Raw genomic sequence first — 24,994 nt, 5'->3', positions numbered from 1 at the left:
ATACCGCCGCAGAACTGATCTCTACCCCACGGTCACCTTGGAGCCGGGATCGCTGATGGTCGTTCACACGGAAGGCGAGCAAGCATACGCTGACATGGTAAGAGGCAATCCTCCGACCTTCAACCGTTCAGGGCGGGCGGCAGTCGATCGACTGAGATCAAGATGTTCTGTCAGCGCGGACCACGGTGGTCGCTTGAATGACGCTCTGAACGGCGCTCACTGCCATCATCGATTGTAGGACTTGGCTGGAACCGTGCATCCGCAGGCAGGTCGCTGCGTGAAACATCCACCCTTTATGACGTCACCGCGATGCCAACGCGGGGGATCGGGCTAACCAGCATCTTCGCGAGGTCAATGCCGCTCAGTCCGCCGGGCATATCGACATCGGTGAAAACCGCGTCGATATCGAGCACGTCTGCCAAGAAGAGGCGGATGAGCGGCTCATGTTCTACGACGCGTTACAGCTTATTCATCTCGGTTCCCCGTGGTTGTTCAGGGAGGTAACGCGATACGGGGCTCGGCTCCCAGGGGATCACGGTGTGGTGGTCCCGTTGTTTTCTAGCAACGTCGTCTGATGCCCCCGAGAGCGCGCGCGCTCGTCGCCCCAATAGCGTCTGTCGCAGTCTGCTACCTTTTCGCATGACCTGTTTCCGGACCCTACCCCCAACGCTCCCCGCCCCGCACCGCGCCTCTTAGGCGATTGCCCGACGGTGCCAGTGGGCAGACGTAACGGCTGGAGTACGAGCAGGACGGGAAATAAGCAAAGTTGAAGTCGAGAATGGCGCTTCCGTCCGGGCGCAACGTACCGAGGTCTGCGCCCTTGATCGTATCGAGAAGGTAGCGCCCGCCTCCGTAAGTTTCGTTGCCTGAGGTGGAGTCAGTGAAAGGTAGGAATACGCCGCCGCCGTAGCCCTCGATCCAGTAAAGCGTCAGTTCTCCTCCGAGCACATCCTGTAACCCGCCGGTACGTGCGAAGGCGCGCATGGTCAACTCGCCATCAGCGCCCGTCGCAACGGTGATCCGCTCCTCGCGTGTCTCCTCGAGGCGAACAGTCAGGCGCAGCGAAGGATCATAGGGAAACACAGCAGGCCCCTGATAACCTTGTCGGTCCTGGGCCTCGATGGGTGATTGGGGATGCCCCCGGAACAGTTGGGAACGGGTGTCGCACCACGTTTGCCAGGCGATCGCGGGGTCTTCGCTCGTTCGGATATTACAGTAGAGATCCGCAATGGTTTGCCGCCACTCCCACAGTTGCTCGATCGAGTTCACCGGACGCTCCTTTTGTAAAACCTTGCCTTCGCCGCCCGACCCGGTGGTCGTCGCGATCACTTGGGACTCGGCTTCATCAAACATAGGAACGGCCATCCGAAAGCCAACCGGATTCCCGCTAACTTCCGGTCTGGTCGAGACCAAAAAAATATGGCTCATAAAGCGGGAGAGGTTTGCCGGCGGCTTTGGCGAAGGCGCGACCGCTATCGCCCCCTGAATCCCGTGATGCTACGCGAAACCTTAGAGCCAGCGCAAACACCTCGATGGCTATTCCTTTTGGCAGTAGTTCGGAATCTCTAGTTACAACGTGGCGGTGTTCTCAAAAGAAAGCGTGTCCACACGAAAATCCGAATAGCCGATCAGCGGCGATCAAGGTCCTCGGGCGATTGCTTTCGTCTTCGGCTATGATCGTAATCGTGTCATTCGCGTCCGTCGACGCTCTTTACACTTCGCTACGCTTCAAAAGGTAGTCCAGGCCGCCGGATCGATACCAACGGAAGCCGTACGGCTCGAGCACCATTCGATGCTTTCCGCCTTGGTCGATATGGTTATCGTGGCCGTCGAGAATGTCGATCAGCACCGACGCGTCTTCGTTGTCTTCGAACCGGAAACTGATCTCGACAGGCTTGTCGTGGAAGCTGTGGATAATCGCCAATACGTTCCTCCTCCATTCGTAACGCAGGATCAGGACACCGGGATCATCGCAGTCGATGACTGCGAATTCGCCCCAGCCGATCTCCGGTGCCTCTTTCCGCATGCGGATCATCCGCTCGGTCCAGTTCAGCATGGATTCGCTGTCTCGGCGCTGAAACGCGACATTGACGTGATCGTATCCATATGGCCCATCGGAAATCACCGGTAGGACCGGCTTCTCGCCTTTGGTGAAACCTCCTTGCGGTTCGTTGGACCACTGCATCGGGGTGCGCGCGCAATTCCGCTCGGGAAGCGTCAGGTCATCGCCCATTCCGATTTCGTCGCCATATCGGAGGACGGGTGTGCCAGGCAGCGAATACATCAGGCTGTAAGCCAGCTTGAGCCGGCGGACGTCTCCCCCAAGCATGGGCGCAAGCCTGCGCCGAATGCCGCGGTCGTATAGCTGCATGTCCTTCTCTGGCCCGAACGCGGAAAACACCGTTTGCCGCTGACTTTCCGTGAGCCGGCCAAGGTCAAGTTCGTCGTGATTCCTCAAGAATACGCCCCATTGCCCGGTCTTCGGCCGCCTTTCAGTATCACGCATCGCTTTGACGAGCGGTCGAGTGTCAGCACTTGCCATCGCATAAAACAGCGCTTGGTTGACATGGAAATTGAACATCATCTGCATGCGGTCGCCGTCGTCGCCGAAATATTCAAGGTTTTCCTTTGGCACGACATTGGCCTCGGCGAGAATGATGCTGTCGCCCTTCCGCCACTGAAGAAATTCACGGAACGCTCGGAGCATTTCGAACTGCTCCCTGGGTTTCTTGACGTCTGCGCCCTTCTCGGCGATGACGAAAGGCACGGCGTCCATGCGAAAGCCCGAAACGCCGAGCTGAATCCAAAAACCCATAATTTTTAGAATTTCAGCCTGGACGAGCGGGTTCGCGGTGTTCAGGTCGGGTTGGAAATCGTAGAAGCGGTGGAAATAGTACTCGCCGGATTGCTTGTCCCGCGTCCACGTTGACTTCTGGACACCTGGAAACACCATCCCTTCGTCGGCGTTTTCCGGCTTCGTCTTCGACCAAACATACCAGTCTCGGTAACGGGAGTCCTTATCCGCCCTTGCCTCCTTGAACCAGGGGTGCTCGTCGGACGTATGGTTGACGACGAGATCGATAAGAACGCGAATGCCCCGTTGTTTCGCGCCATGAGTGAACTCGACAAAATCACCGAGCGTGCCGTAACGAGGATCGACGTTATAGTAGTCGGACACGTCGTAGCCGTCATCTCGTCCTGGTGACGTTTGGAAGGGCATGAGCCATATCGCTGTGATGCCAAGGCCCGCCAAATAGTCAAGACGGCGCTGCAGCCCCTGGAAATCGCCGACGCCGTCACCGTTCGAGTCCATAAACGTTTCGACCGACAAGCAGTAGACAACGGCGTTCTTGTACCAAAGATCGTTAATCATGCGTGTTGCTCCTGCCACCGAAGATGGTGACGGAAGCGCTTTAGAGCCCGAAAGGTTCCGAGCGCCGCGGAGCGGTTCCTATCGGTGAGTGTCTGGCGACTACATCTTTGAAGATGCGACTATCTGCCTCGTTACTCGCCGAAGGTCACGAGGCATGCGTGGCCGTCGGCGTCGTCGACGTAACTACGAAAGCCCCGTGGCCGGGCGCGTCAACTTTGCGGATGAGTTCCCTAGCCTGCACCAACTTTTCGGGGAGCGGCTCTACTTCGTCCTGTCTGGGGACGTTGTGCGAAAGCGATGTTGCTGCTGGACCGGGACCAGCCTTGCGAGAGATGTCGTCCTCCAACGACGATCTGCGGAAAGTCCGAGGACGAACCCGCTCTTTGGCAGAAGACTATTTCGTCATTCTCAAATATCGGCTTCCAGCCGAAACCCTCCGAGAAAATCGGTGGGAGCGTTTGAGGTCGGAAGCACCAAGCGCGAAATAGCGGAAATTTTCTGTTGCATGACCAACACCTCTCATTCGTGGCGCACACCGTCGATTCACGGGCAGAATCCGTGGCTTACGACCTCTCATTCACGGAATATAGGAAGATCGGACCAGCTGTGGCGGGAGGTCTTTTTCCCAGTCAGCCAGGTGAAACCGGCGATCGCCAGCCAAGCGACGTGCCGATCGGCGCTCGGCTTCAGCTCGAAAAGGTCACACCCTTAACAGCTGGTCAGCGACAGCGGCGACATCTTCGCCGAGAGGGCGGTCTTCCTCAACGAACGGCGACAAAATGCGAACGAACGAATGCGTCTTTGCCGTCTCTCGACCACACCGATGGTGCGGACGCAGGTCGACTGCCTGAGCGGCGGCGAGTAATTCGCAGGCAATGACAAGCCGCCACAGGTCGAGCATCTTGCCGAATTTTCGAACGGCAAGCGCCGATTGCGTCGCATGGTCTTCCACGCCCTCGGACACGGTGAGGAAATCGAGGATCACCGGGTTGGCCTTGTGCCGGATATCAGCCATCAGCGCCGCGACCGTCTTCTGCAAGGGCACGAAGCCGGCCGATGGTCCGCCGGTGGGAGAAAGGTAGCGCGGCAAGCCATTTCTGGCCGAACCGGTCAGCTGGATGAAACGGCCAGCGGAGGCCGAAGCCGCTTGAGCGACCGCGAGGCCAAGTGTCTCGAAAGCCAGTGCAAGCGATGGTGTATGAAAATTGCCGCTCGACAGAACCCGCTTTTCGTCGATCAGCACCACCGGGTTGTCGGAGGCCGCGTTAAGCTCGGTCTCGACAGTGGCCCTGGCTGCAGAGAGCGCCGTCGCCAGGGAACCGTGAATGGGTGCGAGGCAGCGAAGGCTGAGAGGGTCCTGCAGCGCCGTTGTTGTCTCGAACAGTGTCGATCCCTCGAGCGCGCTCAGCAGGCACGCCGCTTCCTCTGCCTGCCCGGTTGCCGGACGGGCGGACTGTATTCCTGGAGACAGGATAAGCGGATTTCCACTAAGCGCCTCGAATGTCAGGCTTGCTGCCTTCCGCTGGGCGTCGAAAATGCGCTCCGCATCGAAGAGGAACAGAGCGCCTGTTCCGACGGATAAGGCGGAAGCGTTGATGAGGGAAATTCCATCCTTCGGCAGCAAGCGGGCAGGCGAAAGGCCGGCCAGCCGCAAAGCCTCCTTCGCAGGGTGGAGCTTCCCCAGGAACTCAGCCTCGCCCTCACCCACAAGCGAGCGGGCCATGGCAGAAAGGACGACGAGATCGCCCGCGCCGATCGAACCCAGCGACGGCATGACAGGATGCACCCTGGCATTCAGCATCGCAAGCAGCGCCTCGAAGGCCTCAAGCGAGATGCCCGAGCCGCCAACTGCCAGCGTGGCGATCCGCGTGGCCAACACCGCGCGCGTCGCGTCGCGTTTCAGCGGCTCGCCGACGGCCATCCCCCGTCCACGAATGAGGGTCAGCTGGAAAGCCTCGAAATCGCCAGTGACCGCCGTCTTGAGGTTTGCCCCAAGGCCGGTATTCATCCCGTAGATTTGTTGCCCGGCTGCTGCCGCCTCCTCGAGGATGCGGCGAGCGGTCAGTAGACGGCCGCGAACGGTTGAGGATGCGGCGACCTCCTGATCATCTCTGGCAATCGCGGCGATATCCTCGATCGTGACATCTGCGCCGGAGAACTCGATCGTCATGCGAATCTGAGCCTCTGGCCGATGCCTTCCTTATTGGCCTTCATCAACAATGCATGCCCAAGGGCTATATCGCTCAGCGACAGGCCACGATGCCAAAGTAGGATTGTCTCGTCGTCGTTCGCGCGCCCCGTCTTTAACCCGGCGACGACCTGGCCAAGCTCGGCATGCAATGTCTGTTCCGAAAGGCGGCCGGTCTCCACGTGAGCCCTCAGCGAGCCGAATTTGCCGGATTTGCATTGGCCCCAGTCATCGACGACCAGCTTGTCCATAATATCCGTCAGCGATAGTTCGACGGCGCTCATCGTCCCATACGGGACGACGAAAGCACCCTTCTTGATCCATTCCGTCTTCAGCATCGGCTCTGGTTTGGAAAGACGCGATGCCTCGACGACGATGTCGGCGTCCTCCACGCAGTCGCGCCAGTTGTCGACGACGGTTATCTTCTTCCCGAGATCGGCTTCCAGCTTCGCACCGAAGGCTTCGCGGCTTTCAGTTCGTCGCGAATGAACGCGAATTTCGTCGAAATCGAAGAGATGGTCGAGAAGACGGACATTCCAGTAGGCCGTACCCCGCGCACCGATATGACCAAGCACCTTGGAGTTCTTTTTCGCGAGGTGGCGCGCGCCGAGCGCGGTAACCGCGCCGGTGCGCATATCAGTAATGACAGTCGCGTCGAGGATCGCTTTCGGCACGCCCGTGCGCGGGTCGAAGAGGTTGAGCACGCCGAATTCGGAGGGATAGCCAAGTTTATAGTTGTCGACGTAATCGCCGACGACCTTGACCCCTGCAAGGCCGATCGGTGCAACATAGCCGCGCAACACGTTGAAATGTCCGTGGAAACTCGCGTCGGGCTCGAGGTGGACCCGTGGCTCGATGACGGTCTGGCCATTGCCCTGGGCTTTGAGCGATGTCTCGATGGCAGCGAGGATTTCGGCGTCCGTCAATGCCAGTGCTTCGATGTCGAAGGCGTCCAGGTAGTCGATATAGATCGGGTCCATTGTCATCTCTTTTATCGTCCGGAAGGGGCACCGACGCCGAGGTTTTGGCGCAGGGTGCTGCCCTCATAAGTTTCGCGGAAGACGCCACGGCGGCGTAGTTCCGGCACAACATGGGTAACGAAATCCTCAAGCCCCGAAGGAAACAGCGGTGCCATGACATTGAAACCGTCAGCAGCCCCTGCCCTGAAACGCTCTTCCATCGCGTCGGCGATCTGTTCGGGTGTCCCAACGACCTGCCAGTGGCCGCGCGCACCGGCGAAATGGCGAGCCAATTCGCGAATGGAGAGGTTCTCGCGCCGGCCGAGATCGATGATCAACTGCTGTCGGCTCTGGATCAGATTGGTCGGTGGCATGTCGGGTAGAGGCCCGTCGAGCGGATAGGCCGAGAGGTCCTGGATACTGAGATAGCTCGCCAGCAAGGCGACGCCGACCGCGTCCGGGATCAGTTCCTGGAGCTCGCGATATTTGGCCTTCGCCTCGCCTTCGGTGGACCCAATGATCGGCGAGATGCCCGGCATGATCTTGATGTCGTCTGGCTGGCGGCCGTATTTGGCCATCCGCGCTTTGACGTCGTCGTAGTAAGCCTTGGCCTCCCCCAGCGTCTGCGACGCGGCGAACACCACATCGGCAGTACGCGCCGCCAGTTCCTTGCCGACGTCGGAAGCTCCTGCCTGAACCATGATGGGGCGGCCCTGCGGCGACCTTTGGCTCTGGAGCACCCCCCCGACGGTGAAGTGCTTTCCGCGATGGGAGAGCGGATGGAGCCTGTCGTGGTCGAAGAACCTCCCTTCCCCCCGCGGAAGATACGCCCCCTGGTCGACGCCATCCCACAGAGCGAGCGCCGCGTTGGCGAACTCTTCGGCACGCTCATACCGCTCCGAATGCGGACGCAAGCCGCTGCTTGCGAAATTCTCGGCCTCCAGCTCGCTCGCCGACGTCACGAGGTTCCACCCCGCCCGACCGCCGCTCAGTTGATCGAGCGAGGCGAAGGTCCGGGCCAGCCCGTAGGGATCGTTGTAGGTGGTCGACGCCGTTGCGACGAGGCCGACATGCGAGGTGTTGACGGCAAGGGCCGCCAGCAGGCTCAAGGGCTCGAACCCGGTGGAGCGGGCCGCCTGGCTCGCTATATCCGGATTTCGCTCGCGGATTGCGGCTGCGTCCTCCACGAAGATCATGTCGAACTTGCCACGTTCCGCTGTGCGCGCAAGCTCGATGAAATGGGCAATATCGACACCAGCCGGCGCGTGAGCGTCGGGATGACGCCAGGCAGAGATATGATGGCCGCCGGCCATCAGAAAGGCCCCAAGACGCATCTTGCGATCGCTGCTCATGATGCGCTCTCTTCAGTGGCAGGATGGGGAGGACGTGGAAGTCCAAGCTGCGACCGCAACGTCTTGCCTGTTTTTGCCTCGATCAGCCCTCGCCTGCGCAATTCCGGCACAACGTCGGCAGTGAAAGCGTCCGCGGCCGACAATGTCGGCGGCAGGATCGTGAAACCATCGACCTTCGCCACTGTCTGCCACGTCTGAAGCGCGTCGGCGATTTCGGTGAAGCTGCCGATCGGAACAAGCCCCGCAGGCCCACCGGAATCTATGCTCTGCAGGCTGTCATACTGTTCCTGCGCCATCTCGCGGGTGGCGGCGGCAAAGGGAACGACGTTCGACAGCAGCCGCACATCGCCGCGCGAGCGACCAGCCGCCTCCAGCGCGGCCTCGAACAATTGAACAGCTTCGACTGTGCCTTCTCCCGATGTCTCCTGAAGCAGGACCACTTCGCCGAACTCGGCAGCGAGGGCATAGTCCTCAGTCGTCAAAAGGTGCGCGATAACCGGCCGGCCCTGAGGCGACCTGTTGACGTTGAGCGGTCCCCGGACCGAGAAACGTTCGCCCTGATGATTGAGAACATGCATCTTGGTGGGATCGAAGAAGCGGGCATTCTGCTTGTCGTACACAAACGCGTCGTCCTCGAAACTGTCCCAGAGAGCCCGGACGAGATCGATATACTCACTGTCGCGCGCGGGCTCACCCGCTGACGGGATGTTAAACCAGCCGCTGCGGCCCTGGCTGATCTGATCGAGCGATGCAAAGCGGCGTGCAAGATTGTAGGGCTCGTGCTGAAATGTGGCCGCTGCTGCGAGCAACCCGAGACGCTCAAGCTTGGTGGCAAACGCGGCAACGAGCGTCGTGGGCTCGAAGGGTGTCGCGATAGAAGACAGCGCATCCAGCGGCCTAGCACCATGGAGGTCCGCGATCAGCGCGAAGTCGAAGCCGGCGTTCTCGACCTTTACCAGCTGCGACAGAAGCGCCTCAAATGAAAGCCCTTTTACGTCCGCGCCGTCGCGCCACGCCGACAAGTGATGTCCGAAAGGAGTAAGCGAAAATCCGAGAAGCATGGACATTTCCATTTTCAAATCGAAAAGATCGCATCGCGCGTCAGTCTCCCGATGACCTCATCACCGTCGACGACCGCCAGCTGGTCGCAATCTGCTGCAACCATGAGCGACAGGGCTTCGCGCAGATTGGCGTTACTTGGAACACTGGGGGCCGTCATCGGTGACGGTCCCGCCGTCATCGCGTCTTCAACTGAAAACAGACTGAGACGTTTGATCGCCCTGTCGATGCCCACGAAACTCGATACGAAAGCGTTTGCCGGGCGCGAGAGGATAGCGTCCGGCGTATCGTATTGGACGATCTTGCCCGACTTCATGATGGCGATACGATCACCCAGTCGAATCGCCTCGTCGAGATCGTGGGTCACGAGCACCACGGTCTTGCGAACGCGTTTCAGGATTTGGCGAAACTCGTCCTGGAGGCGTGTCCGGGCGATTGGATCGATCGCTCCAAAGGGCTCGTCCATGAGCAGCACGGATGGATCGGCCGCAAGAGCGCGGGCAACACCGATACGCTGCCGCTGGCCACCCGAAAGCTGACGCGGATAACGCTTGAGCATTTCGCCCGGATCGAGCCCTACCAGATCGAGTAATTCATCGACGCGCTTGGCGGTTCGGGCTTGTTCCCACCCTAGCAGGTTCGGAACCGCGGCGACGTTCTCGCCGATCGTCATGTGGGGAAAAAGCCCGACGTTCTGGATGACGTAACCGATATGCCGGCGCAGTTTCACGGGATCAGCCTCCGTGACATTTTCGCCGTTTACGAAAATCCGTCCTTCCGTCGGCTCGATCAGGCGGTTGATCATCCGCATCGTCGTCGTCTTGCCGCAACCGGACGGGCCGATCAACGCGACTGTCGAGCCCTCGGGCACGTCGAGCGTCAGGTTATCGACCGACGGCGCAGTGCTTTCGCCGTAGCGCTTGGTGACGTTCTCCATGCGGATCATACGGCAGCTCTCTCTGAAAAAAGCAGTTTCTCAACGCGCCCCAGCACGAATTCGGTCGTCAGCGCGAGTATGGCGATCGGCACAGCGCCGACCAGAAGACGGGACATGTCCATCACGCCGATGCCGGTAGCGATAAAATCGCCGAGCCCGCCACCGCCGATGAAAGGAGCAAGCGTCGCACCTGCCAGAACCTGGACGGCAGCGGTGCGGGCACCGGCAAACATCGCGGGCGCGGCGAGCGGAATGCGGATTTTTCGCAATAGCTGGCTGCGGCTCATTCCCATGCCGATTGCAGCTTCGACCGCGTCCGCGTCGACGTCGCGCAGGCCAACAAAGGAGTTCAGGAGGATAGGTGGCAGCGCGAGCACGGTGAGAGCCACGATTGACGGCATGAGCCCAATGCCGAGAAGCGGCAGCATGATCGCTAGGATCGCCAGGCTCGGGACCGTCCTCAAGCCGTTGATGACATTGATCACGGCGAACGCCAGTCGGCCATAGGTCACGATCAGCACCGCAAGCGGCAACGCAATCACCAGCGCGATGGCAAGTGAAATGCCCGACATCAGGAGGTGCTGCCCAAGGGCGCGGAAAAACTCCGTCTGATGGTCGACAATCCAGAAGAAGGCCGTGCTCAGCATCGCCAACCTCACTGCCAGCCGACGAGCCGCTTTTCAGCGCGCGTCAGAAGGAAATCGAAGATGATCGCGAGAAGCGCCGTCAGAATGCCACCAACAAATATTTTCTCGGGATACTCCTGGTCGATGCCGATCAGGATGATGGTTCCAAGCCCGCCACCGTCGATGAACGCCGCAACCGTGGCAATGCCTATCACCGTGACAAGCGCGATGCGCGTCCCTGATATGATCAGCGGCATGGCAAGCGGCAGCTCGACCCGAAAAAGCCTCTGCCAGCGGCCGTAGCCCATGCCGTCCGCAGCCTCGAGCACGTCGGCCGGAACGCCGCGAATGCCTGTAACGACGTTTCGCAGGAGGATCAGCAGACAGTAGGAGGACAACCCGATAAGCGCCGGCTCCATGCCAAGCCCGACGAATGGGATCAAGAGTGCAAACAGCGCAAGGCTTGGAATAACGAAGATGATATTCGTCACAGTCAGTGCAAAGGCGTAGAGCCTTGGACGCCTCGCGCAAGCAATTCCGAGCACAAGCGCAATCACCATGCCGATCAGCACCGACGTGATCGACAGGAGAAGGTGCTGCCAGACGGCAAGCGCTATCTCGGGAATGTGCTTAGGTGCCCAGTTCAAATGGAAACGATCCTGCCTGCTGTCACGCCGATACGGCCAAGCAGTGAACTTGGCCGCATTTTGCTTCCGGGGGAATGAAAACCTTCACCGCAATCAGATGCCCTGCGACTTCAAGAATTCCGCGGCGACGTCTGCCGGTTCTTCCTTGTCGCGGTCGACCTTGGCGTTGAGACCACGCATCGTGTCATTGTCGAGCAGCGGGCTGATCTTGTTCAGTACCTCGGCAATCTTGGGGTTCTTAGCGAGAGCGTCCTGGCGGACCACAGGCACGAGATAGTAAGGCGGGAAGAGGTTCTTGTCGTCGTCAAGGATGACGAGCTTGTTGTCTGAGATCTGCCAATCCGTCGCGAAACCGTAGGAGACATCGAGGTCCTTGCTGGTCAAGGCGCTGTAACGAATTCCGAGCTTTGCGAATATCTTGAACTCCTTGAATTCGATACCGTAGGTCTGCTTCAAGCCCGGCAGACCGTCCTTGCGTTCGCTGAACCCGCCCTCTGCGCCGAAGGTCAGGTCCTTGGAAACAGGGCCAAGGTCGCTCAAGGTCTTGAGCTTGTACTTCTCGGCCGTCTCCGGCAGCGTAATAATCGCGTAGCCGTTATTGATCTTTGTCGGCTCGAGAAGCGTCAGCTTCAGGTTCTTCTCGTAATAACCCTTGACGTCGGAATAGATCTTGTCGGCGGAGCCCGACAGGTCGCCCTTGACCACTGCCGCGAGAGCGGTGCCGGTATATTCCGGATAGAGATCGATTTCGCCGTTGGTCAAAGCGGTGTGCGCAACAAGCGTCGCGCCAAGATTCAGATGACGATCCACTTCAACGCCCGCCTTCTCCAAAGCCTGGGCATAGATTTCAGCGACGACGAACTGCTCGGTAAAATTCTTGCTGCCGATCTTAACCGCATCGGCATGGGCCGGTGCGATGGCTGCGACGGCAACGAAAGTGCCCGCAATCATCGCTGCCAAGGTCTTCGAAATCATTGCATTCCCCTCTTCGTTGACTTCACCACGTGTTTTAAAAGCTCTGAATGACTTCGGCGCGCAAACGCGTGCCAATTTCTGCCTATCTAGGAGAAAATTGCCTTTGGGCCAGAGCTCGGCTTTCATCCGCGGTGACCGACCCGTGGGGGTTCAAATTTGGTTTTGCCGGCAGAATTGCTTCGCAAAAATCATGATATGGTAGAATCGACTACATCTTGCGTGTTGATGACGGGTGGACGGACTCGGCGGCGGCCATCTTCATGAAAGCGTACTCCCATAAGGGTTTCGCTGTAGCCCATTCGTCGCTAGGACAATTTTATGACTGCACACTAGACGCTCCGCTGGTCCAACTAGCGAATGCAACACTAATCGAGGTGATTTCGAGACAGTGACCGGTCGGATTTGTCGTCTCATTGTGCCCGAAGGACTGCCTATCCGGTTCTGCGTCTGATCCCTTATTCCAACACATACAAATAACCAATCACTTAGGGACTGAACCTATGCTCTCCAACGATCAGAAGCTTTCTTTCGCAGAGCTCTTCACGAGCCGCCGTCCGACGACCGAAGGCGAGGCAGATGCCTATCTTGAGGTGGAAAGCTTTCAGATGTTCGCCCCCCTTCATGACGGTAGCCATTTGGCCCGGCTTGCCTTGTCCAGTACAGAGACCATGGACATCGCGGTCAATCCGATCTGTGCACTTCGACTAGCGGCGATCCTTCTTGATCAGCTTGCCAAGTCAGGGGACTTTGTCGTCGATCTTTCGATTTACGATGCCGAGACGGGAGATCAGTTGGCACGTGTTCGCCCTTCAGGCTCCGTCATTTCGTGAGCTTCGCCACATGTGAGACACGTCCACTTGAGAAGTTTCTATTTTGGGATGGAAGACAGACATGCTGCCTGTGCAAAAAGCGATAATCGGACGACTGGGCGTCTCCAGAGTATTCAGCCTGGATGCGGAAGCGGCAAAACGCATATCTTTCCTGGAGAACTACATGCGGGCATCGGCATGCCGCGTTTATGTCCTGGGTATCAGTGGAGGCGTCGACTCCCTCACCGCCGGGTTGTTGGCACAGCGCGCAGTCACGAATCTCCGAGCTTCTGGCTACGATGCGCGGTTTGCCGCTGTGAGGCTGCCTTACGGCGACCAGGCAGACGAGGTCGACGCGCAACTGTCGTTGGATACCATCAAACCCGACAGGATCGTCACCATTGATGTCAAGCCGGCCGCCGACGCTATGATGGCGGCCATATCAAAAGACGCAGGTGACCTTCTGGAGGTTGACCGCTTCCACTTCCATTTGGGGAACGTTAAAGCTCGCCAGCGCATGATCGCCCAGTACGCTCTAGCGGGTGCCACGCGCGGCCTCGTAATCGGCACCGACCATGCAGCGGAAGCATTGATGGGCTTCTACACGAAGTTCGGAGACGGAGCGGCCGACATCCTACCCTTGTCGGGCCTCAACAAGCGTCGTGTTCGTGCCCTCGCCTAACATCTCGGCGCACCCGAGCAACTCGTGTTCAAAACCCCCACGGCCGACCTAGAGAGCGATGCTCCGTTGAGGCCCGACGAAGATGCCTACGGTGTAACCTACGACGAGATCGACGATTTTCTGGAAGGCAAGGAAATCAAACAAAGCTCGCTGGACCGCATCGTGACGATGTATCGTGCGTCGGAGCACAAACGCGCCCTGCCCGCTGCACCATCGGAGTAAGCGCTAGACGATGGCAGCCCAAGGGGGCCAATCGCTATTTCGGATAAATTTTCGGCGGCCATTGCGTGTCCCAAACGGTTTTGGCTGTAACAGGATCATTCGCGATCGCCGCCGTCTGAGCACTGACTGGCAATCGCGCCCACCCATGGAGCCCAGATAGATAGCGGCTCCACGCCCATGGCGAAATCTAGGGATACCGGAGCACTCTCGTTCCGTTACGTTAGGCGACGACAGTGTCCGCTGTCAGTCGGCCGATGGCGACCTCCATTGACCGATCTCCTGACATTTACGGCCCTCTTCACCCCCCGTGAGAGGGCCTTTTTTTCGGCTATTGGCCTTCTCCGAAACCAAAGGGTCCGAGGGCGCTCGACCTTCAGGAAAGGGAGCGACCCTCTCACCCCGCGCGCAAGCCTCACGCATGCGCCGGCGGACGCCGCTGCGGAGGCTCGTGTGATGTGGGGTGGCCGATCTAAAATGGGGTCTTGGCGCTCCCTTCTCAAGACCGTGACGTGACGCGTCCGTTACAGGACAAAGCGTGTTGATGCGTTTGAAGGAGCGGCCACACCTTCCCATATGGACGAAATCCCCAAAGGAAAAATTATCATGGTGAGCAGGATCAGAAAGACACTGACTGTGGAACAACGGGCGGCAGCTTTCGAACATACCAACAAGATTGCTACGGACTTCGCCGACGAAGAGCGCCGGCTTCGCCACGAAAAGAGCGAGCGTCTACGCCGGATGAGGCTCGCCGCGAACCAAAATCCGACCTCGAAATAGTTCGGCGGAACCAGAATTCTGCTTCGCCGTTAAATGCGGCGAGAAGGAGCATTGAAATGGATCAGATTTCGCACATACCGCAGTCGACAGCTGCCAGCCTGAAGGCGTCTCGTATAGCCAAAAACTACAGCTTGGAGGACCTCGCGATCGCCACTGGACTGACCGTATCCGAGATTTCAGTCGCCGAGGATGAGCTGGGCACAGCTCCGTCATCTCATGTTGAGCGCATCAAACACGCGTTGGCATGAACTTATGACGCCAACTCGATTGGCGCTCTCCGCCCCACACCCTTATGGGACACCCAAGGGGAAGTCTTATGCCCGGCACTTTTTCTTCCATCAGCGTATTCGCATTCGACCTCGATGACCGCGGCCAGGCCGTACAGGCTTGGGAGACTGTTGTTGACGCCTCCGACACTGAAGGGATCGAGGAGGCGAAACAGATGGCGTCCAGCCACGCTGGCGTCCTTGTCGTTCGTCGTGATGGAAATCCGGTCGTCGGCGAAGAAGGCGACCCGGTTGTCGTGTATCGCTCCGGAAAGACGGACGGTTTCGACTGACGGTCTACGGCCGCTGCTCTTGAGGGCAACGACACCTTCGTACTCAATGTCATGAAAAGGCAGCCATATTGGACCAAACTGGGAACCGTCGATGGGGATTGCCGATAGGCAGTCTCGAACCATGGAGAATAAGATGGCACAGGAAACTACTCTCGGAAATCCAATCCCTGTCGGAGTTATCAGCTCTGGCGCTGATGACACCCAGCCTGCACTTCCCGCTCCTAGAGGACTGGAGGGCCTTGCTTGGCCGGAGTTTTTGGCCGCCGACACACTGTGGCTCATGCCGTTGAAAATCGGCCTCGCGACAACGCTGGCCGCGACGGCATTTGCCCTCAACCCGTTCTTCGCTTTCAATGTCGGTGATTCCGATAAAATCGCACCATGAGCTGTGGCGGGCAGGAATGGATGGTATCTGGGCAGGAGGCCGTATCCTCGCGACCTTCGAGCGGAATCGAATAATCGTTCACCAAGATAATAACGTTGTTGGAGTTCATTAGACTAGCTGCAATTTATTTCCGCAATGACAGCGAGTACCGGGTATGCCGACGTTCGCCGGTACGCGTCAGCGCACCGATCTCCACGAGCTGCTGAAGATCGCGTGTTGCTGTAGCGCGGGATGTAGCTGTGATCGAGATGTAGTTTTCGGCACTTAGCCCCCCCTTGAAGCCTGCCGTGCCTTCCTTGAAGATGCGCGCGACTACCTTTTCCTGGCGCTCGTTGAGCCGGCCCCGGAAACGATCATAGAACTGTGCTTTCTGAATGAAGAAATCGATGCGCTCAAGCGTCGCCCGTTGAGCATCCAGGATCGTTTTCGAGAAGAAAATGATCCAGTCTGTGATATCAAGTTTGCGTTGGTGCCGCTCAAGCTCTGAGTAGTAGGCCTTCCGGCTCTTCTCGATTGTGAAGGCGAGTGAAATGAGGCTTGGCTGCCCTATGTTTTGCGCCAGGGATTTCTCGGCGAGCGCGCGCCCAATTCGGCCGTTGCCATCCTCGAATGGATGTATGCTTTCAAAGTAAAGATGGCCTACTGCTGCGCGCGTCAAAGCTTGAAGCGACATGTGGCCATCTGGCCCGGATTGATTGAACCATGCGATGAAGGTCTCCATCTCAGTGGTAACCTGGCGGGACGGGGGAGCCTCGAAGTGGATTGTGGGCTTCTCGAATGGACCTGACACGATCTGCATGGCGTCTTCATGCTTGCGATAAGCGCCAACCGTTTCAATATATCGATTTCCGGCCATCAGCATTGAATGCCACTGGAACAGTCCCTCACGACGCAGCGGCCTACGCCAACTTCGATAGACATCCGCCATCATCTCGGCGATCCCCCGCTCTTGTGGGCGGATCTGTCTGCCATCAGTGTCTAGCCCGAACTGCCGACGGAGCGATGACTGAACACTCGCGCGGTCCAGAAATTCCCCCTCAATCTCTGAGGTCTTGACCGCTTCGTCGCTCAGCAACTCAATGCGAAGTTGGTTGCTGTCGTCATCGTTGAAATGTCGAACAGCACCGATAACCTCGCCGGCGGATTGCAAGAATTTCTGCTCCAATGGTACCAGGCTTGCGGTATCGTACCTGAAGTTTGGCCAATCGGGGTTCTGCCAGTTCCATTTCATGAGTTATAGCCGCCTTCTCTATAACTCATAATTATTGCCATAGGTGAGTTATTGCAAGCCTATCTATGCCTCAGCACAAAAATCTGCAGCGCCCCATTCAAGAGCCAGCGATCGACAGGTAACCACTTGCCCTAAACATATTTTGTCAACGGGCGCCCCTATTTCCGCTTGGTGTCGACAGAAACGGAATGAGCATGACAAAACACGACCCGTCATCACGTCAGTGAAAAAGTTCGGAATTCTGCGAGCTTCGCATCGCCCCAATCACATCAAGGCGAGTGTTGGTGAATATACGGCCATCTCTGGCCAGATTGATCACCTACCGGAAATCGCCCCCGCTTCTGAATGGCCGTATCGACTGGACGATGTTCATTCAGGCCTGTGGGATCGAAGCAGGGTTGACGGCAGAACTGAAAAAGTAGCTCCGGCCAGGCCCAGATGCAATCATCCACGGACCATCCAATAAAAGGTGGGTCCCTGGATACTAAGCATGCCGGGCCTTGCGGGCGGCATAACGTCTGTCGCGCTCGGCTTTGCGAGCGGCCTCATCTTGAACAACCCGTGATATCCGGGCATTCTCTGCCGCCTGTCGCGCCTCGATCTCTGCCGCAGCTGCTGCCTCGATCGCCGCCTGTTCTTGAGCCGCAAGGGTCTCGACCCGGGTAAGCTCCTCATGCTTTAGCCGATCCCGTTCCGCACGGCGCGCCTCGCGCGCTTCAACAAGAGAGATGCGCTCGGCCTGTCTGGCGGCCTGTGACGGCTCAGCCGCCGTCTTTGCAGCTCGGTAGCTCGTGAGAAGAGCTGTCTTGGCGTCCGCAGCAGCGGAGCGTCGGTCGGTAAGTTCGTTGTTTCTGGCGTGTCTCAAATTTTTATCCTGATAGTTGTCGTTGGGATGATCAGCCGGCCTTGGCTCGTTTGGCAAGCAGCGCAGATGTTGCAGATATCCGGTCGGCTTGCTCCTTGGCGAGGCGCGCTTCGCGCAGCCTGAACGTCTTGGCATCGCGCGCCTGGGCCACGGATTCAAGCTCTTCCGCCGCATTGTTCTTGGCGAAGAACTCCGTCTGAAGATGGCCGAAGGCGGTCTCGGCCTGCTGGCGAGATTTACTATATGTCTCTGTCATTGAATGTCCTCGATGTCAGCTATGACGCCAAAACGAAAAAGGCCAGGCGAATTGCCTGGCCTCAAACTGATAGTTGCCTCCGGCGATGCCAGTACATCCGTGGTCAAAGGGAAGCAGATATCTATTAAGCGTTCTGCAGATTGCAGGCCGACATCTTGCCCGACTTGTTGTCGCGCTCGAGTTCAAAGCCGATCTTCTGGCCTTCGACCAGCTCACGCATTCCTGCGCGTTCGACGGCAGAGATGTGGACAAAAGCGTCAGCGCCGCCATTGTCAGGCTGGATGAAGCCGAAGCCCTTGGTTGAATTGAACCATTTTACTGTGCCAGTGGTCATGATGAACCCTTTCAAAGCATAGAGTGAGGAACCGCGAAGCTTATGCCACGCAGACAAAAACCGACTATTTTTGAAAGGGAAGTTCGCTTAAAACGCGGTGCCAATCGCGCGGTAGACAAAGCTCGGCAAGCAAAAGATCGATAAGCTACCTTATACGACAGGGGAGCGGGTTCGTCAACGGTTAGTTTTCGAGGACCGTGCTATTCGTCTTCTGGTTGAGCTCTCGCGCGCAAGACCCACGCCTAGTCGGGCGATAGACCGACGTTCCTCTTCTTAGCAGTTCCTTCAGATTTCGTTCAGCTTTTCCTTCTTCAAGGTCCAGAGTTATACGCCAGTGTGCATCATGCAAAATGGTCGACGCTGTTTGGCCAGAAAATGAAAGATCGACCTTTGCCAAGCACTGCAATGCTCTTAATCGTGCTGCAGTGTGAAAACTGGTCAGACAAATGGGATCGAGGCTTCCAGTGAGGCTGCAACGAAGGCCTGCCGGGAGAGCTCCAGATCCCCCTCCGTCTCAAGCGCGGCGTGACACCGGTTTATGGCGCGTTCGAAAAACCAGCCGCCCCCTGCCGGCCACTCCCGTAGCGACCGTAAGGCATCTGCCGGGCCGTATATCAATCGCGCTGCCCCGTCACCGAGGCCAAGTTGGACGGGCCGCGCCCAAGATAAGACTTGCTGCATTGCACAATTCCTTTCTGTCAAGAACATTCCGGCCGGGCGAATGTTCCGTGAACGGCTTCCAGTTAGATGAAGGGTGGTGCTTCCTGGACGGAAGCAAATCCGTTTTCGGTATGACGAAGGCTTGCTCTGATCACCGCGACGACGTTTGAGCCAAGTTCGAAATCTCAGTTGATGCCCTGGTTCGCACAGCCCGAGAACTCATCGGTAGCGCTTGCGACGGAAAATCCGGATACCCGGTTGAATGACCAATTTCTCTCCGGGAACTTAACGACAGGCGGAAGGTTTGGGTACCTGTGAAGGTCTGCCGATTTGCAGGACAAGCGCATCGGAAGCGTTCAGAAGAATCTACGCGCACGCGCACAGCAGACTAAGGAAGATGGCGCGTAAACGCGTTATCCCGCACTGTATGCGGACGTCAGGTCGCTCTGTCAGAGGCCGCAATAAGCACGAAAGGTATATCCTATGACGAAGACAATAATACCGCCGGAGACTGATGACGCCCGAGCTTTTGACAGCGCGGATGCCGACCGGCGCCGCGAGAAGCTTGGGAAGGAGGCTGGAAAGGGTCTGCGCATAGCCATGCCAGACAAGCGCGACCGGGACACGGAAAAGATCAAGACACCTGTCGAAACCGCTGCTTCCTCCGCGATCGGCACGCCAGCCGAGGGAATGGTCGAAGATGGGGAGGGGTAATCTCCCAACAGTGCCGGGTCCCAGTCGTCAGGAGGGTGCCGGCGATGACAGAAAGCCATCATGGGCTTGCTGGTAAAGCGAAACAGGCGGGTGAGAATCCTATCGGAAAAGAGGATGGAGGGATACCGATAGTGACAAGTGAGCCGGATGGGAGATCAGAAGCGAGAGCTTCCCGACCGTTGAAAGTCGAAGCGCTGTTACAAATCCTGACTCATTGAGTCCATCGATGACCAACCTTTTGAACTCAGTCTACAAATGCGCCAGTGCTTAATACTGCACTCTGGATTTTCCCAAAACCCACGAAGGAGCGGAAAATGCCCAACCGATCTGCGTTCGAAGTAGCAGGACAAAACATAACCGAGGACCAGCGCAATATAGCCGCTTCTGAGGCCGAAATCGCCGAGGGTTTAATTCGCGGCGAAACTACCGCGATCGCTCGTGCCGACCTCTTAAAATGGCGGCAGTCTCTTCGATATCACTTGTTTGCGCGCGATCTAATGCAGGCAACCACCAAATCACAGCTTCGCCGGCCGCCTGAAACCTGATTGTCGCTGTCACGCAGGTTGAACCACCTGCCAACTGACCTTTTTAACACCACTCTAATTCTAGTGATGCAGGCCTGCTGTAGGTTTGTTTCAGCGTCGCTATCGCCGACTCTAAGTCTCGAACCACCGCTGGCGATTTCGTCCATTTACCTGGCTTCTTCGCCGACGGCATGGCCCCAGCAGATGATAGACGTCGTCTTCGGCTTCATAATTAATTTTAGCCAATGCAGCGCGCCAGATACCATGACTGGCGCCTTCGCATCGGGAATGACCTGGGCAACCTTTGCAATGACGAGATGGAGCGCTGTTGCTTTTCAGGCGGGAGCATCTCGACCGTTTTATCTGGTCCACCTCGCGTCAGGAAGATATTCGTCGAACCGCTCGTTTGCCGACCATGTCCGGAGACACGAGACCGAAAATACTTGAACTCCGTGACGGTATTGGGGGCCCCAGCGCGCTTTCCCTACGCGGTACGACGAAGCATGCGCGCGAGTGCGATCAGGATACAGGCGCCGATGAAGCCAGCTATCAGGTAACCAAGCCAGCCGCCTAGCGCGACACCGAAGAGCGACAGGAGAAAGTTGGCGACGATCGCGCCGACAATGCCCAGGATGACGTTCATCAGGACGCCCATGTTCGACTTCATGAACATCTCGGCGAGCCAGCCTGCGAGGCCGCCGATAATGATGGCCGCGATCCAGCCGATTTGTGCGTTTTCCATGTTGATCTCCGATGATTTCGAATGCCGCCGGCCGCGAAATTGCTGATCGGTCAGCACCGAAACACACGCAACCACCGTTTGTTCCGCCCGAGGGCGTTTCAGTCGCAGTGGGCCAGTCGTTTGCAGTGTCGACTCCGTCGCGCTACCTCGTTGCCATACCCGGAGTTCAAGTTTGAGGTGACCGGTCTGCGCGCTACCCGGAAAAGCACCGGGTTTGGAGAACGGCATGACAATCGCGCTCAAGGGCAAAGTCGTTTCGCCCGGTGACGCCACCGTGGTCGAACTCGGCGCCCGCCGTTGCTTCCGGTGGAAGTCGTCTGAGCCCCGAGGGTGACGTCTCGCTACCGGGTCTCGCCTTCGTTCATGTTGGCTGGATCATAGTTGATGTCCCAGTCCTTGACGGGCTTCTTACCTGGCGGCGTCTTATGCTCCGTCGCGTCTTCCGATCCGGTGACGACGGTTGGCTTGGCGCTGGCCACACCGGTTGCCTTTCGATTACCGACCGACTTCGCATATTGGCCGTTCGCATCCTTTTCAACGTCCGTCATCTCATTCGCCCTTCTGCTTGAGGCCGTGGGAAACTTTCTTGACCACTGGATTGGCATTGGTTTCCCCATTGGCATCTTCGGCGCGGTCCGGATCGTCCTTCGCGGGCATGTATCCTCGCGGCGTGTTTTCCTGTGGGCCCTCCCAACGAGGAGACTGGTCGGTGGTGCCTGGCGCACCGTCTTTCGGCTTATTCATTCCCATGATGCTTACTCCTTCTGCGAGGCTAACCTTCATCGCGAACGGATGTTCCGCTCTCGCACCTACGTCGGACTTTCTAAAAGAATGGCCAGACCACGATTTCTTTCCGAAGCGACGGCGGAGATGGAACCTCAGCTCTTGGGCGGACTTCCTGAGCAGACAGAAGAATGACGATGCCCGACCGAAAAATTCCCCAGCAGTGCAGTCTATTGAAATCGAACAGGCCGAAGAGCGCGACGCGTCTTGAAGGAATGGTTGAAGAGCCCCTCCGATCATCCGGGAGCGCCGTCACTCGGATCGCTTCTACGAGAGTCGCGATGCTCTTGGTGCGCTTCAACGAGATGTAGATCGCATGGCGGGCGGCCCTGCAACAGAGATGGCGTCCGGCGCGACATCTCCCGCCATGTCGGAGGCTCGCACGTTTGTGAAGAGCGTCGAGGACAAGATCCGCAAGAGGCCGATCGCAGCAGTCGCCGTCGTATCAGCCCTCGCGTTCGTGTTCGGTGCGGCGCCTAGAAGCGGCTCGCATCACAGCGAACGGATGTTATTCATGCGGCCGGGACCTGCCTCAGGGCTTTATAGAGGAGGCAGCGATGGCGGACGATCTACAGCTGGCGCGGCGCACGTGGTTTAAGACGCTCAAATTCGTGCGCTCCCGCAGGAGATCGTCTCGCTCCGGGTGGATCGTAGATCGCGGCCTTTCCCTGTAATACTGCTGGGAAGGACCAAGCTCGTGCCACTGTCAGCAAGTTCTGCGCGCTCGCGCGACGACGGCGTCGCATAAGCCGCGCGTGGTCGACGGCGAGGAGCCACAGCGGCGGTCGGTGACGGCGGCGACCGCCGCTATTTCTTCCGGCTGAGGAATGTCGACACTTCGAGCGCTGGTGTCGGCGCTTGAAAAACGGGCGGCATCTTCTGTAGACCCCAGACCGCCACTACACCGTCGTTGGCGGGATACTTTGGCGAAGGGCAAAACTTCGTCTCCTAGAGAAAGAACGGAAACGCTTTATGTCAGAGCTGATCTCGGCGCGCAGCGCAGTGAAGGTAGCCGCAGGCGTGGACGAGCGGGTGCGAGCCGCGCGGAAGGCCGTGGACGCGGCGAAGATAGTCGTGGAGAGCGCGGGCCAGGGGTGATGGACCGACGGAGCGCTGGATCTCAAGTGGCATCTGGCGCGCACGACTGAGTATGCGGACTAGTACTCGAAACAGCATATCAGTGGCTGTTAGACGAACAAAAAGTGGTCGTCGAAGGTCTCTGCGCGTTTATTCGAGGGGGGTCTCCGCCCTCATCGTCGTCGGTGGTCGCTCGCTTAGCCTTGGCAGGCTCAGCGGGTCCACTTTTGAAGACATCATTTGAAGGCCTTCTCTTGCATTTTTTGCTAAGTCGTCTGGGCGCTTGTTAGATTCCGGGGTATCCGACGATCTGGTATCGTCGGTTTCCCGGTTCGCGGTCTTTTCGGTCACGATGCCTTTTTTGGTGAGGCTCGGCCCTTTATTTGGAGGTAAGGCCTTGGACGCGAACGAGATGCATCCGCAGATCGGGCAAAATCTTTCCCGCGGTGTTCTTAAGCTGTCCATCCGGACCAGATTTTGAGTATTGTTCGAAGAGTTTGACGGCGTCCTGATGGGCCGTAAGCTGAGTCGAGAGATAGGCCTGATCGAGATTTGCACTGTCGGCAGACGCCAGGGCATCCACCTTCTTTTTGCTGTCGGCATCGATCGAGGTGGGGACGGTTACGCCGTCGGCCTTCGCGGCGGCTTCCAACTCCGGGCCGGCCTTCCCGTGGTCCTTGAGCATGTCCGCAGCAAACTGCTTTGCGGGGCCGTCCTTGCCTTTTGCGGCTTCGACTTTCGCAGCCTCGATTTCGAACATGTTGGCGGAGGCTGCTTTCGTGGCGAACTCCTGAGCTGCCTGCTTCGGTCGTTCAGCCGCGAGGCAGGCCGTGCCTGCGAGGGTTGCTGCAATCGTGATGGGTGCGATCTTCGAGATATTCATGGTGCTTTACACTCCGTTGCGCTCCTAAACCTCCAGTAGAGAGCGATGTTCCCGCCGCCAGGCATTCTTTGGTCTGCGCCCCCGGCCATTAGAAAAAGGGCCGGTACCTTGAAGTTTTGAAGGTTTATCGTGGAACCAGAGGATGGAGGAGCTTGCTGCCCTAGCCTCCCGGCCCGGCAGGCGGGCCTCACCGCGCGCCGAGACCCAGCGAACGTTGGATGCCTCCGTTAATATCCGAAAATCGATTTTGTAGGGGCCGAAGAGCGCTCTGGTCGCAACGAACGCGGCGCGCACGGGGGTCGCGGTTTGCCGGATGAATCTTTTCAAACAAATGCACGAACGTCAGCTCCCCGTTTCCTATAGCCGGCACCCCTTTTCATCCATCACCAGCGTGTCGTCGTTGACGTCTCACGTCCACAGCGCGACTCCCGCGGCTTTGGCGCCGCGAAGCTGAGAGAGTTCGGTTCGTTACTGTTTGTTACGGACACTCTTCTTGTGGGAGTACGCCTTCATGGGAGTGGCACGAACGTAAAGAAAACACCTTTTGCGCGTACCGTTGAATATCGGTTGCTGACGTCTGGCGCGACCGGCTGGGAGACCGTTTTGCTCTTGCCTCATCAGGAAGAGCGATATGCAAAATCCCAACTCGTCCCCTTATCGAAACAACCTGCTGATCCGAATGAACCCAGAAGACTTGGCGCGCATAGCGCCGCACCTTCAGTTCCTGGATCTGCCCCGGAGCCTGGCCCTCGCCGAACCTGGTAAAGCGGGGGACTTCACGTATTTTCCCGAGAGTGGGATCGGATCTGTCGTCGTTCCATCAACGACCGAACCAGAAGCCGAAATCGGTCTGTTTGGTCGGGAGGGCCTGACACCTGCCGCCGGCGTCTCCGGTGTTCTTTCCAGTCCGTACCACGTCTTCATGCAAGTCCCGGGCGCCGGACACCGTATCGAGAACGTGCGCCTCCAAGCAGCAATGGCCGAAAGCGTCACCCTGCGGAATCTCCTCACCCGCTATCTGCATTCGGCGTCCATACAGGTCGCCTATACGGCCTTCTCCAACGCCACCCAGCATATTGAGGCGCGTCTGGCCCGATGGCTGCTGATGTGCCACGACCGATCCGAGGGCGACGATATCGAACTGACCCACGAGTTCATCGGCATCATGCTGGCGGTGCGCAGACAGAGTGTGACGACGACTATCCATATTCTCGAAGGCAAACGCCTGATCACGGCCTCCAGAGCGTCCATAACCATTCGCGACAGAGCCGGTCTGAAAATGCTTGCGGGGGACGCCTATGGTATACCGGAGCGCGACTACGAGGCGAATGTGGGCGGCCTCGTGACGAAGGAGTGAGCGCGTCAGCCTCGATTA

26 protein-coding genes and 1 pseudogene are annotated in these 24,994 nt (G+C 58.1%); 8 read left to right on the top strand and 19 right to left on the bottom strand.

Annotated features, from left to right (window positions below):
* Positions 1-657: 657 nt before the first annotated feature.
* The 10 genes from J2X43_RS16340 to J2X43_RS16295 form a co-directional block, all read right to left on the bottom strand.
* Positions 658-1,353, bottom strand: coding sequence for a DUF1684 domain-containing protein (locus J2X43_RS16340; protein WP_310295347.1), 696 nt, complete (start codon positions 1,351-1,353; stop codon positions 658-660).
* Positions 1,354-1,711: 358 nt separating this feature from the next.
* Complete coding sequence (locus J2X43_RS16335; protein WP_310295345.1) at positions 1,712-3,373, bottom strand: alpha-amylase family protein; 1,662 nt, start codon at positions 3,371-3,373, stop codon at positions 1,712-1,714.
* Between the two features lie 700 nt (positions 3,374-4,073).
* Complete coding sequence (hutH, locus tag J2X43_RS16330) at positions 4,074-5,543, bottom strand: histidine ammonia-lyase (RefSeq protein ID WP_310295343.1); 1,470 nt, start codon at positions 5,541-5,543, stop codon at positions 4,074-4,076.
* Complete coding sequence (locus tag J2X43_RS16325) at positions 5,540-6,541, bottom strand: ornithine cyclodeaminase family protein (protein ID WP_310295341.1); 1,002 nt, start codon at positions 6,539-6,541, stop codon at positions 5,540-5,542. The genes hutH and J2X43_RS16325 overlap by 4 nt, the downstream gene beginning before the upstream one ends.
* 11 nt (positions 6,542-6,552) lie before the next feature.
* Positions 6,553-7,872 (bottom strand): LLM class flavin-dependent oxidoreductase, encoded by a 1,320-nt coding sequence (locus tag J2X43_RS16320; RefSeq protein WP_310295338.1) that lies wholly within the window; start codon positions 7,870-7,872, stop codon positions 6,553-6,555.
* Positions 7,869-8,933, bottom strand: coding sequence for an LLM class flavin-dependent oxidoreductase (locus J2X43_RS16315; RefSeq protein WP_310295336.1), 1,065 nt, complete (start codon positions 8,931-8,933; stop codon positions 7,869-7,871). The genes J2X43_RS16320 and J2X43_RS16315 overlap by 4 nt, the downstream gene beginning before the upstream one ends.
* 14 nt (positions 8,934-8,947) lie before the next feature.
* The gene (locus J2X43_RS16310) at positions 8,948-9,877 is read right to left on the bottom strand and encodes an ABC transporter ATP-binding protein (RefSeq protein WP_310295334.1); all 930 of its coding nucleotides are present in this window, start codon (positions 9,875-9,877) and stop codon (positions 8,948-8,950) included.
* Complete coding sequence (locus tag J2X43_RS16305; protein WP_112389526.1) at positions 9,874-10,515, bottom strand: ABC transporter permease; 642 nt, start codon at positions 10,513-10,515, stop codon at positions 9,874-9,876. The genes J2X43_RS16310 and J2X43_RS16305 overlap by 4 nt, the downstream gene beginning before the upstream one ends.
* Positions 10,516-10,523: 8 nt before the next feature.
* Entirely contained in the window at positions 10,524-11,141 is a 618-nt protein-coding gene (locus J2X43_RS16300) for an ABC transporter permease (RefSeq protein ID WP_112389250.1), read from the bottom strand.
* A gap of 93 nt (positions 11,142-11,234) precedes the next feature.
* Positions 11,235-12,116 carry a glycine betaine ABC transporter substrate-binding protein gene (locus J2X43_RS16295; protein ID WP_112446071.1) on the bottom strand — a complete coding sequence of 294 codons (882 nt, stop codon included), beginning with the start codon at positions 12,114-12,116 and terminating at the stop codon, positions 11,235-11,237.
* A 500-nt stretch (positions 12,117-12,616) separates the two neighbouring features.
* Here J2X43_RS16295 and J2X43_RS16290 point away from each other — a divergent pair, with 500 nt between their 5' ends.
* The 5 genes and pseudogenes from J2X43_RS16290 to J2X43_RS16270 all read left to right on the top strand — a co-directional run bounded on the left by J2X43_RS16290 (position 12,617) and on the right by J2X43_RS16270 (position 15,550).
* The gene (locus J2X43_RS16290) at positions 12,617-12,946 is read left to right on the top strand and encodes a hypothetical protein (protein WP_310295329.1); all 330 of its coding nucleotides are present in this window, start codon (positions 12,617-12,619) and stop codon (positions 12,944-12,946) included.
* 61 nt (positions 12,947-13,007) lie between these two features.
* A pseudogene (gene nadE / locus J2X43_RS16285) lies at positions 13,008-13,829 on the top strand (ammonia-dependent NAD(+) synthetase).
* A gap of 833 nt (positions 13,830-14,662) precedes the next feature.
* Positions 14,663-14,854, top strand: coding sequence for an XRE family transcriptional regulator (locus J2X43_RS16280; protein ID WP_112389254.1), 192 nt, complete (start codon positions 14,663-14,665; stop codon positions 14,852-14,854).
* A 68-nt stretch (positions 14,855-14,922) separates the two neighbouring features.
* Positions 14,923-15,165 (top strand): hypothetical protein, encoded by a 243-nt coding sequence (locus J2X43_RS16275; RefSeq protein ID WP_112389255.1) that lies wholly within the window; start codon positions 14,923-14,925, stop codon positions 15,163-15,165.
* A 133-nt stretch (positions 15,166-15,298) separates the two neighbouring features.
* Complete coding sequence (locus J2X43_RS16270; protein WP_310295327.1) at positions 15,299-15,550, top strand: hypothetical protein; 252 nt, start codon at positions 15,299-15,301, stop codon at positions 15,548-15,550.
* Between the two features lie 124 nt (positions 15,551-15,674).
* On the opposite strand, the gene J2X43_RS16265 is transcribed toward J2X43_RS16270, so the two are convergent.
* From J2X43_RS16265 to J2X43_RS31120, 5 genes are all read right to left on the bottom strand, one after another.
* Positions 15,675-16,781, bottom strand: coding sequence for a Fic family protein (locus J2X43_RS16265; protein ID WP_112446146.1), 1,107 nt, complete (start codon positions 16,779-16,781; stop codon positions 15,675-15,677).
* A gap of 484 nt (positions 16,782-17,265) precedes the next feature.
* Complete coding sequence (locus J2X43_RS16260) at positions 17,266-17,646, bottom strand: DUF6481 family protein (protein WP_112389258.1); 381 nt, start codon at positions 17,644-17,646, stop codon at positions 17,266-17,268.
* 31 nt (positions 17,647-17,677) lie between these two features.
* Positions 17,678-17,902 carry a hypothetical protein gene (locus J2X43_RS16255; protein ID WP_112389259.1) on the bottom strand — a complete coding sequence of 75 codons (225 nt, stop codon included), beginning with the start codon at positions 17,900-17,902 and terminating at the stop codon, positions 17,678-17,680.
* A 124-nt stretch (positions 17,903-18,026) separates the two neighbouring features.
* Positions 18,027-18,236: a cold-shock protein gene (locus J2X43_RS16250; RefSeq protein ID WP_037135461.1), complete on the bottom strand. Its 210-nt coding sequence runs from the start codon at positions 18,234-18,236 to the stop codon at positions 18,027-18,029.
* A gap of 438 nt (positions 18,237-18,674) precedes the next feature.
* Complete coding sequence (locus tag J2X43_RS31120; protein ID WP_162698826.1) at positions 18,675-18,917, bottom strand: DUF982 domain-containing protein; 243 nt, start codon at positions 18,915-18,917, stop codon at positions 18,675-18,677.
* Between the two features lie 462 nt (positions 18,918-19,379).
* Here J2X43_RS31120 and J2X43_RS16245 point away from each other — a divergent pair, with 462 nt between their 5' ends.
* Together J2X43_RS16245 and J2X43_RS16240 are read left to right on the top strand one after the other, a co-directional pair.
* On the top strand, positions 19,380-19,610 hold the full coding sequence (locus J2X43_RS16245; RefSeq protein ID WP_112389261.1) for a hypothetical protein: 231 nt from the start codon (positions 19,380-19,382) through the stop codon (positions 19,608-19,610).
* A 314-nt stretch (positions 19,611-19,924) separates the two neighbouring features.
* Positions 19,925-20,155, top strand: coding sequence for a hypothetical protein (locus J2X43_RS16240; RefSeq protein ID WP_310295324.1), 231 nt, complete (start codon positions 19,925-19,927; stop codon positions 20,153-20,155).
* A gap of 463 nt (positions 20,156-20,618) precedes the next feature.
* Here J2X43_RS16240 and J2X43_RS16235 read toward each other — a convergent pair whose 3' ends face one another.
* The 4 genes from J2X43_RS16235 to J2X43_RS16220 form a co-directional block, all read right to left on the bottom strand.
* A complete protein-coding gene (locus J2X43_RS16235; RefSeq protein WP_112389527.1) occupies positions 20,619-20,876 on the bottom strand; it encodes a GlsB/YeaQ/YmgE family stress response membrane protein in 258 nt (85 codons plus the stop codon).
* A 341-nt stretch (positions 20,877-21,217) separates the two neighbouring features.
* A complete protein-coding gene (locus J2X43_RS16230; RefSeq protein WP_112389263.1) occupies positions 21,218-21,424 on the bottom strand; it encodes a hypothetical protein in 207 nt (68 codons plus the stop codon).
* Between the two features lies 1 nt (position 21,425).
* Positions 21,426-21,626 carry a hypothetical protein gene (locus J2X43_RS16225; protein ID WP_112389264.1) on the bottom strand — a complete coding sequence of 67 codons (201 nt, stop codon included), beginning with the start codon at positions 21,624-21,626 and terminating at the stop codon, positions 21,426-21,428.
* 1,489 nt (positions 21,627-23,115) lie between these two features.
* Positions 23,116-23,619: a DUF4142 domain-containing protein gene (locus J2X43_RS16220; RefSeq protein ID WP_112389265.1), complete on the bottom strand. Its 504-nt coding sequence runs from the start codon at positions 23,617-23,619 to the stop codon at positions 23,116-23,118.
* 631 nt (positions 23,620-24,250) lie between these two features.
* Between J2X43_RS16220 and J2X43_RS16215 the strand changes: the two genes are divergently transcribed.
* Positions 24,251-24,976 carry a Crp/Fnr family transcriptional regulator gene (locus J2X43_RS16215; protein WP_112389266.1) on the top strand — a complete coding sequence of 242 codons (726 nt, stop codon included), beginning with the start codon at positions 24,251-24,253 and terminating at the stop codon, positions 24,974-24,976.
* The last annotated feature ends 18 nt before the right edge of the window (positions 24,977-24,994 follow it).

Origin of the sequence: Rhizobium sp. BE258 (assembly GCF_031457345.1) — a bacterium.
Taxonomy (GTDB): Bacteria; Pseudomonadota; Alphaproteobacteria; order Rhizobiales; family Rhizobiaceae; genus Rhizobium.
This window is presented reverse-complemented; position numbering and strand designations above follow the sequence as displayed.

Coding starts and splice junctions, on each gene's coding strand:
- J2X43_RS16340 (WP_310295347.1), bottom strand. CDS start 1,353: ATGTTTGATGAAGCCGAGTCCCAAGTGATCGCGACGACCACCGGGTCG.
- J2X43_RS16335 (WP_310295345.1), bottom strand. CDS start 3,373: ATGATTAACGATCTTTGGTACAAGAACGCCGTTGTCTACTGCTTGTCG.
- hutH (WP_310295343.1), bottom strand. CDS start 5,543: ATGACGATCGAGTTCTCCGGCGCAGATGTCACGATCGAGGATATCGCC.
- J2X43_RS16325 (WP_310295341.1), bottom strand. CDS start 6,541: ATGGACCCGATCTATATCGACTACCTGGACGCCTTCGACATCGAAGCA.
- J2X43_RS16320 (WP_310295338.1), bottom strand. CDS start 7,872: ATGAGCAGCGATCGCAAGATGCGTCTTGGGGCCTTTCTGATGGCCGGC.
- J2X43_RS16315 (WP_310295336.1), bottom strand. CDS start 8,933: ATGCTTCTCGGATTTTCGCTTACTCCTTTCGGACATCACTTGTCGGCG.
- J2X43_RS16310 (WP_310295334.1), bottom strand. CDS start 9,877: ATGATCCGCATGGAGAACGTCACCAAGCGCTACGGCGAAAGCACTGCG.
- J2X43_RS16305 (WP_112389526.1), bottom strand. CDS start 10,515: ATGCTGAGCACGGCCTTCTTCTGGATTGTCGACCATCAGACGGAGTTT.
- J2X43_RS16295 (WP_112446071.1), bottom strand. CDS start 12,116: ATGATTTCGAAGACCTTGGCAGCGATGATTGCGGGCACTTTCGTTGCC.
- J2X43_RS16290 (WP_310295329.1), top strand. CDS start 12,617: ATGCTCTCCAACGATCAGAAGCTTTCTTTCGCAGAGCTCTTCACGAGC.
- J2X43_RS16280 (WP_112389254.1), top strand. CDS start 14,663: ATGGATCAGATTTCGCACATACCGCAGTCGACAGCTGCCAGCCTGAAG.
- J2X43_RS16275 (WP_112389255.1), top strand. CDS start 14,923: ATGCCCGGCACTTTTTCTTCCATCAGCGTATTCGCATTCGACCTCGAT.
- J2X43_RS16270 (WP_310295327.1), top strand. CDS start 15,299: ATGGCACAGGAAACTACTCTCGGAAATCCAATCCCTGTCGGAGTTATC.
- J2X43_RS16265 (WP_112446146.1), bottom strand. CDS start 16,781: ATGAAATGGAACTGGCAGAACCCCGATTGGCCAAACTTCAGGTACGAT.
- J2X43_RS16255 (WP_112389259.1), bottom strand. CDS start 17,902: ATGACAGAGACATATAGTAAATCTCGCCAGCAGGCCGAGACCGCCTTC.
- J2X43_RS16250 (WP_037135461.1), bottom strand. CDS start 18,236: ATGACCACTGGCACAGTAAAATGGTTCAATTCAACCAAGGGCTTCGGC.
- J2X43_RS31120 (WP_162698826.1), bottom strand. CDS start 18,917: ATGCAGCAAGTCTTATCTTGGGCGCGGCCCGTCCAACTTGGCCTCGGT.
- J2X43_RS16245 (WP_112389261.1), top strand. CDS start 19,380: ATGACGAAGACAATAATACCGCCGGAGACTGATGACGCCCGAGCTTTT.
- J2X43_RS16240 (WP_310295324.1), top strand. CDS start 19,925: ATGCCCAACCGATCTGCGTTCGAAGTAGCAGGACAAAACATAACCGAG.
- J2X43_RS16235 (WP_112389527.1), bottom strand. CDS start 20,876: ATGGAAAACGCACAAATCGGCTGGATCGCGGCCATCATTATCGGCGGC.
- J2X43_RS16230 (WP_112389263.1), bottom strand. CDS start 21,424: ATGACGGACGTTGAAAAGGATGCGAACGGCCAATATGCGAAGTCGGTC.
- J2X43_RS16225 (WP_112389264.1), bottom strand. CDS start 21,626: ATGGGAATGAATAAGCCGAAAGACGGTGCGCCAGGCACCACCGACCAG.
- J2X43_RS16220 (WP_112389265.1), bottom strand. CDS start 23,619: ATGAATATCTCGAAGATCGCACCCATCACGATTGCAGCAACCCTCGCA.
- J2X43_RS16215 (WP_112389266.1), top strand. CDS start 24,251: ATGCAAAATCCCAACTCGTCCCCTTATCGAAACAACCTGCTGATCCGA.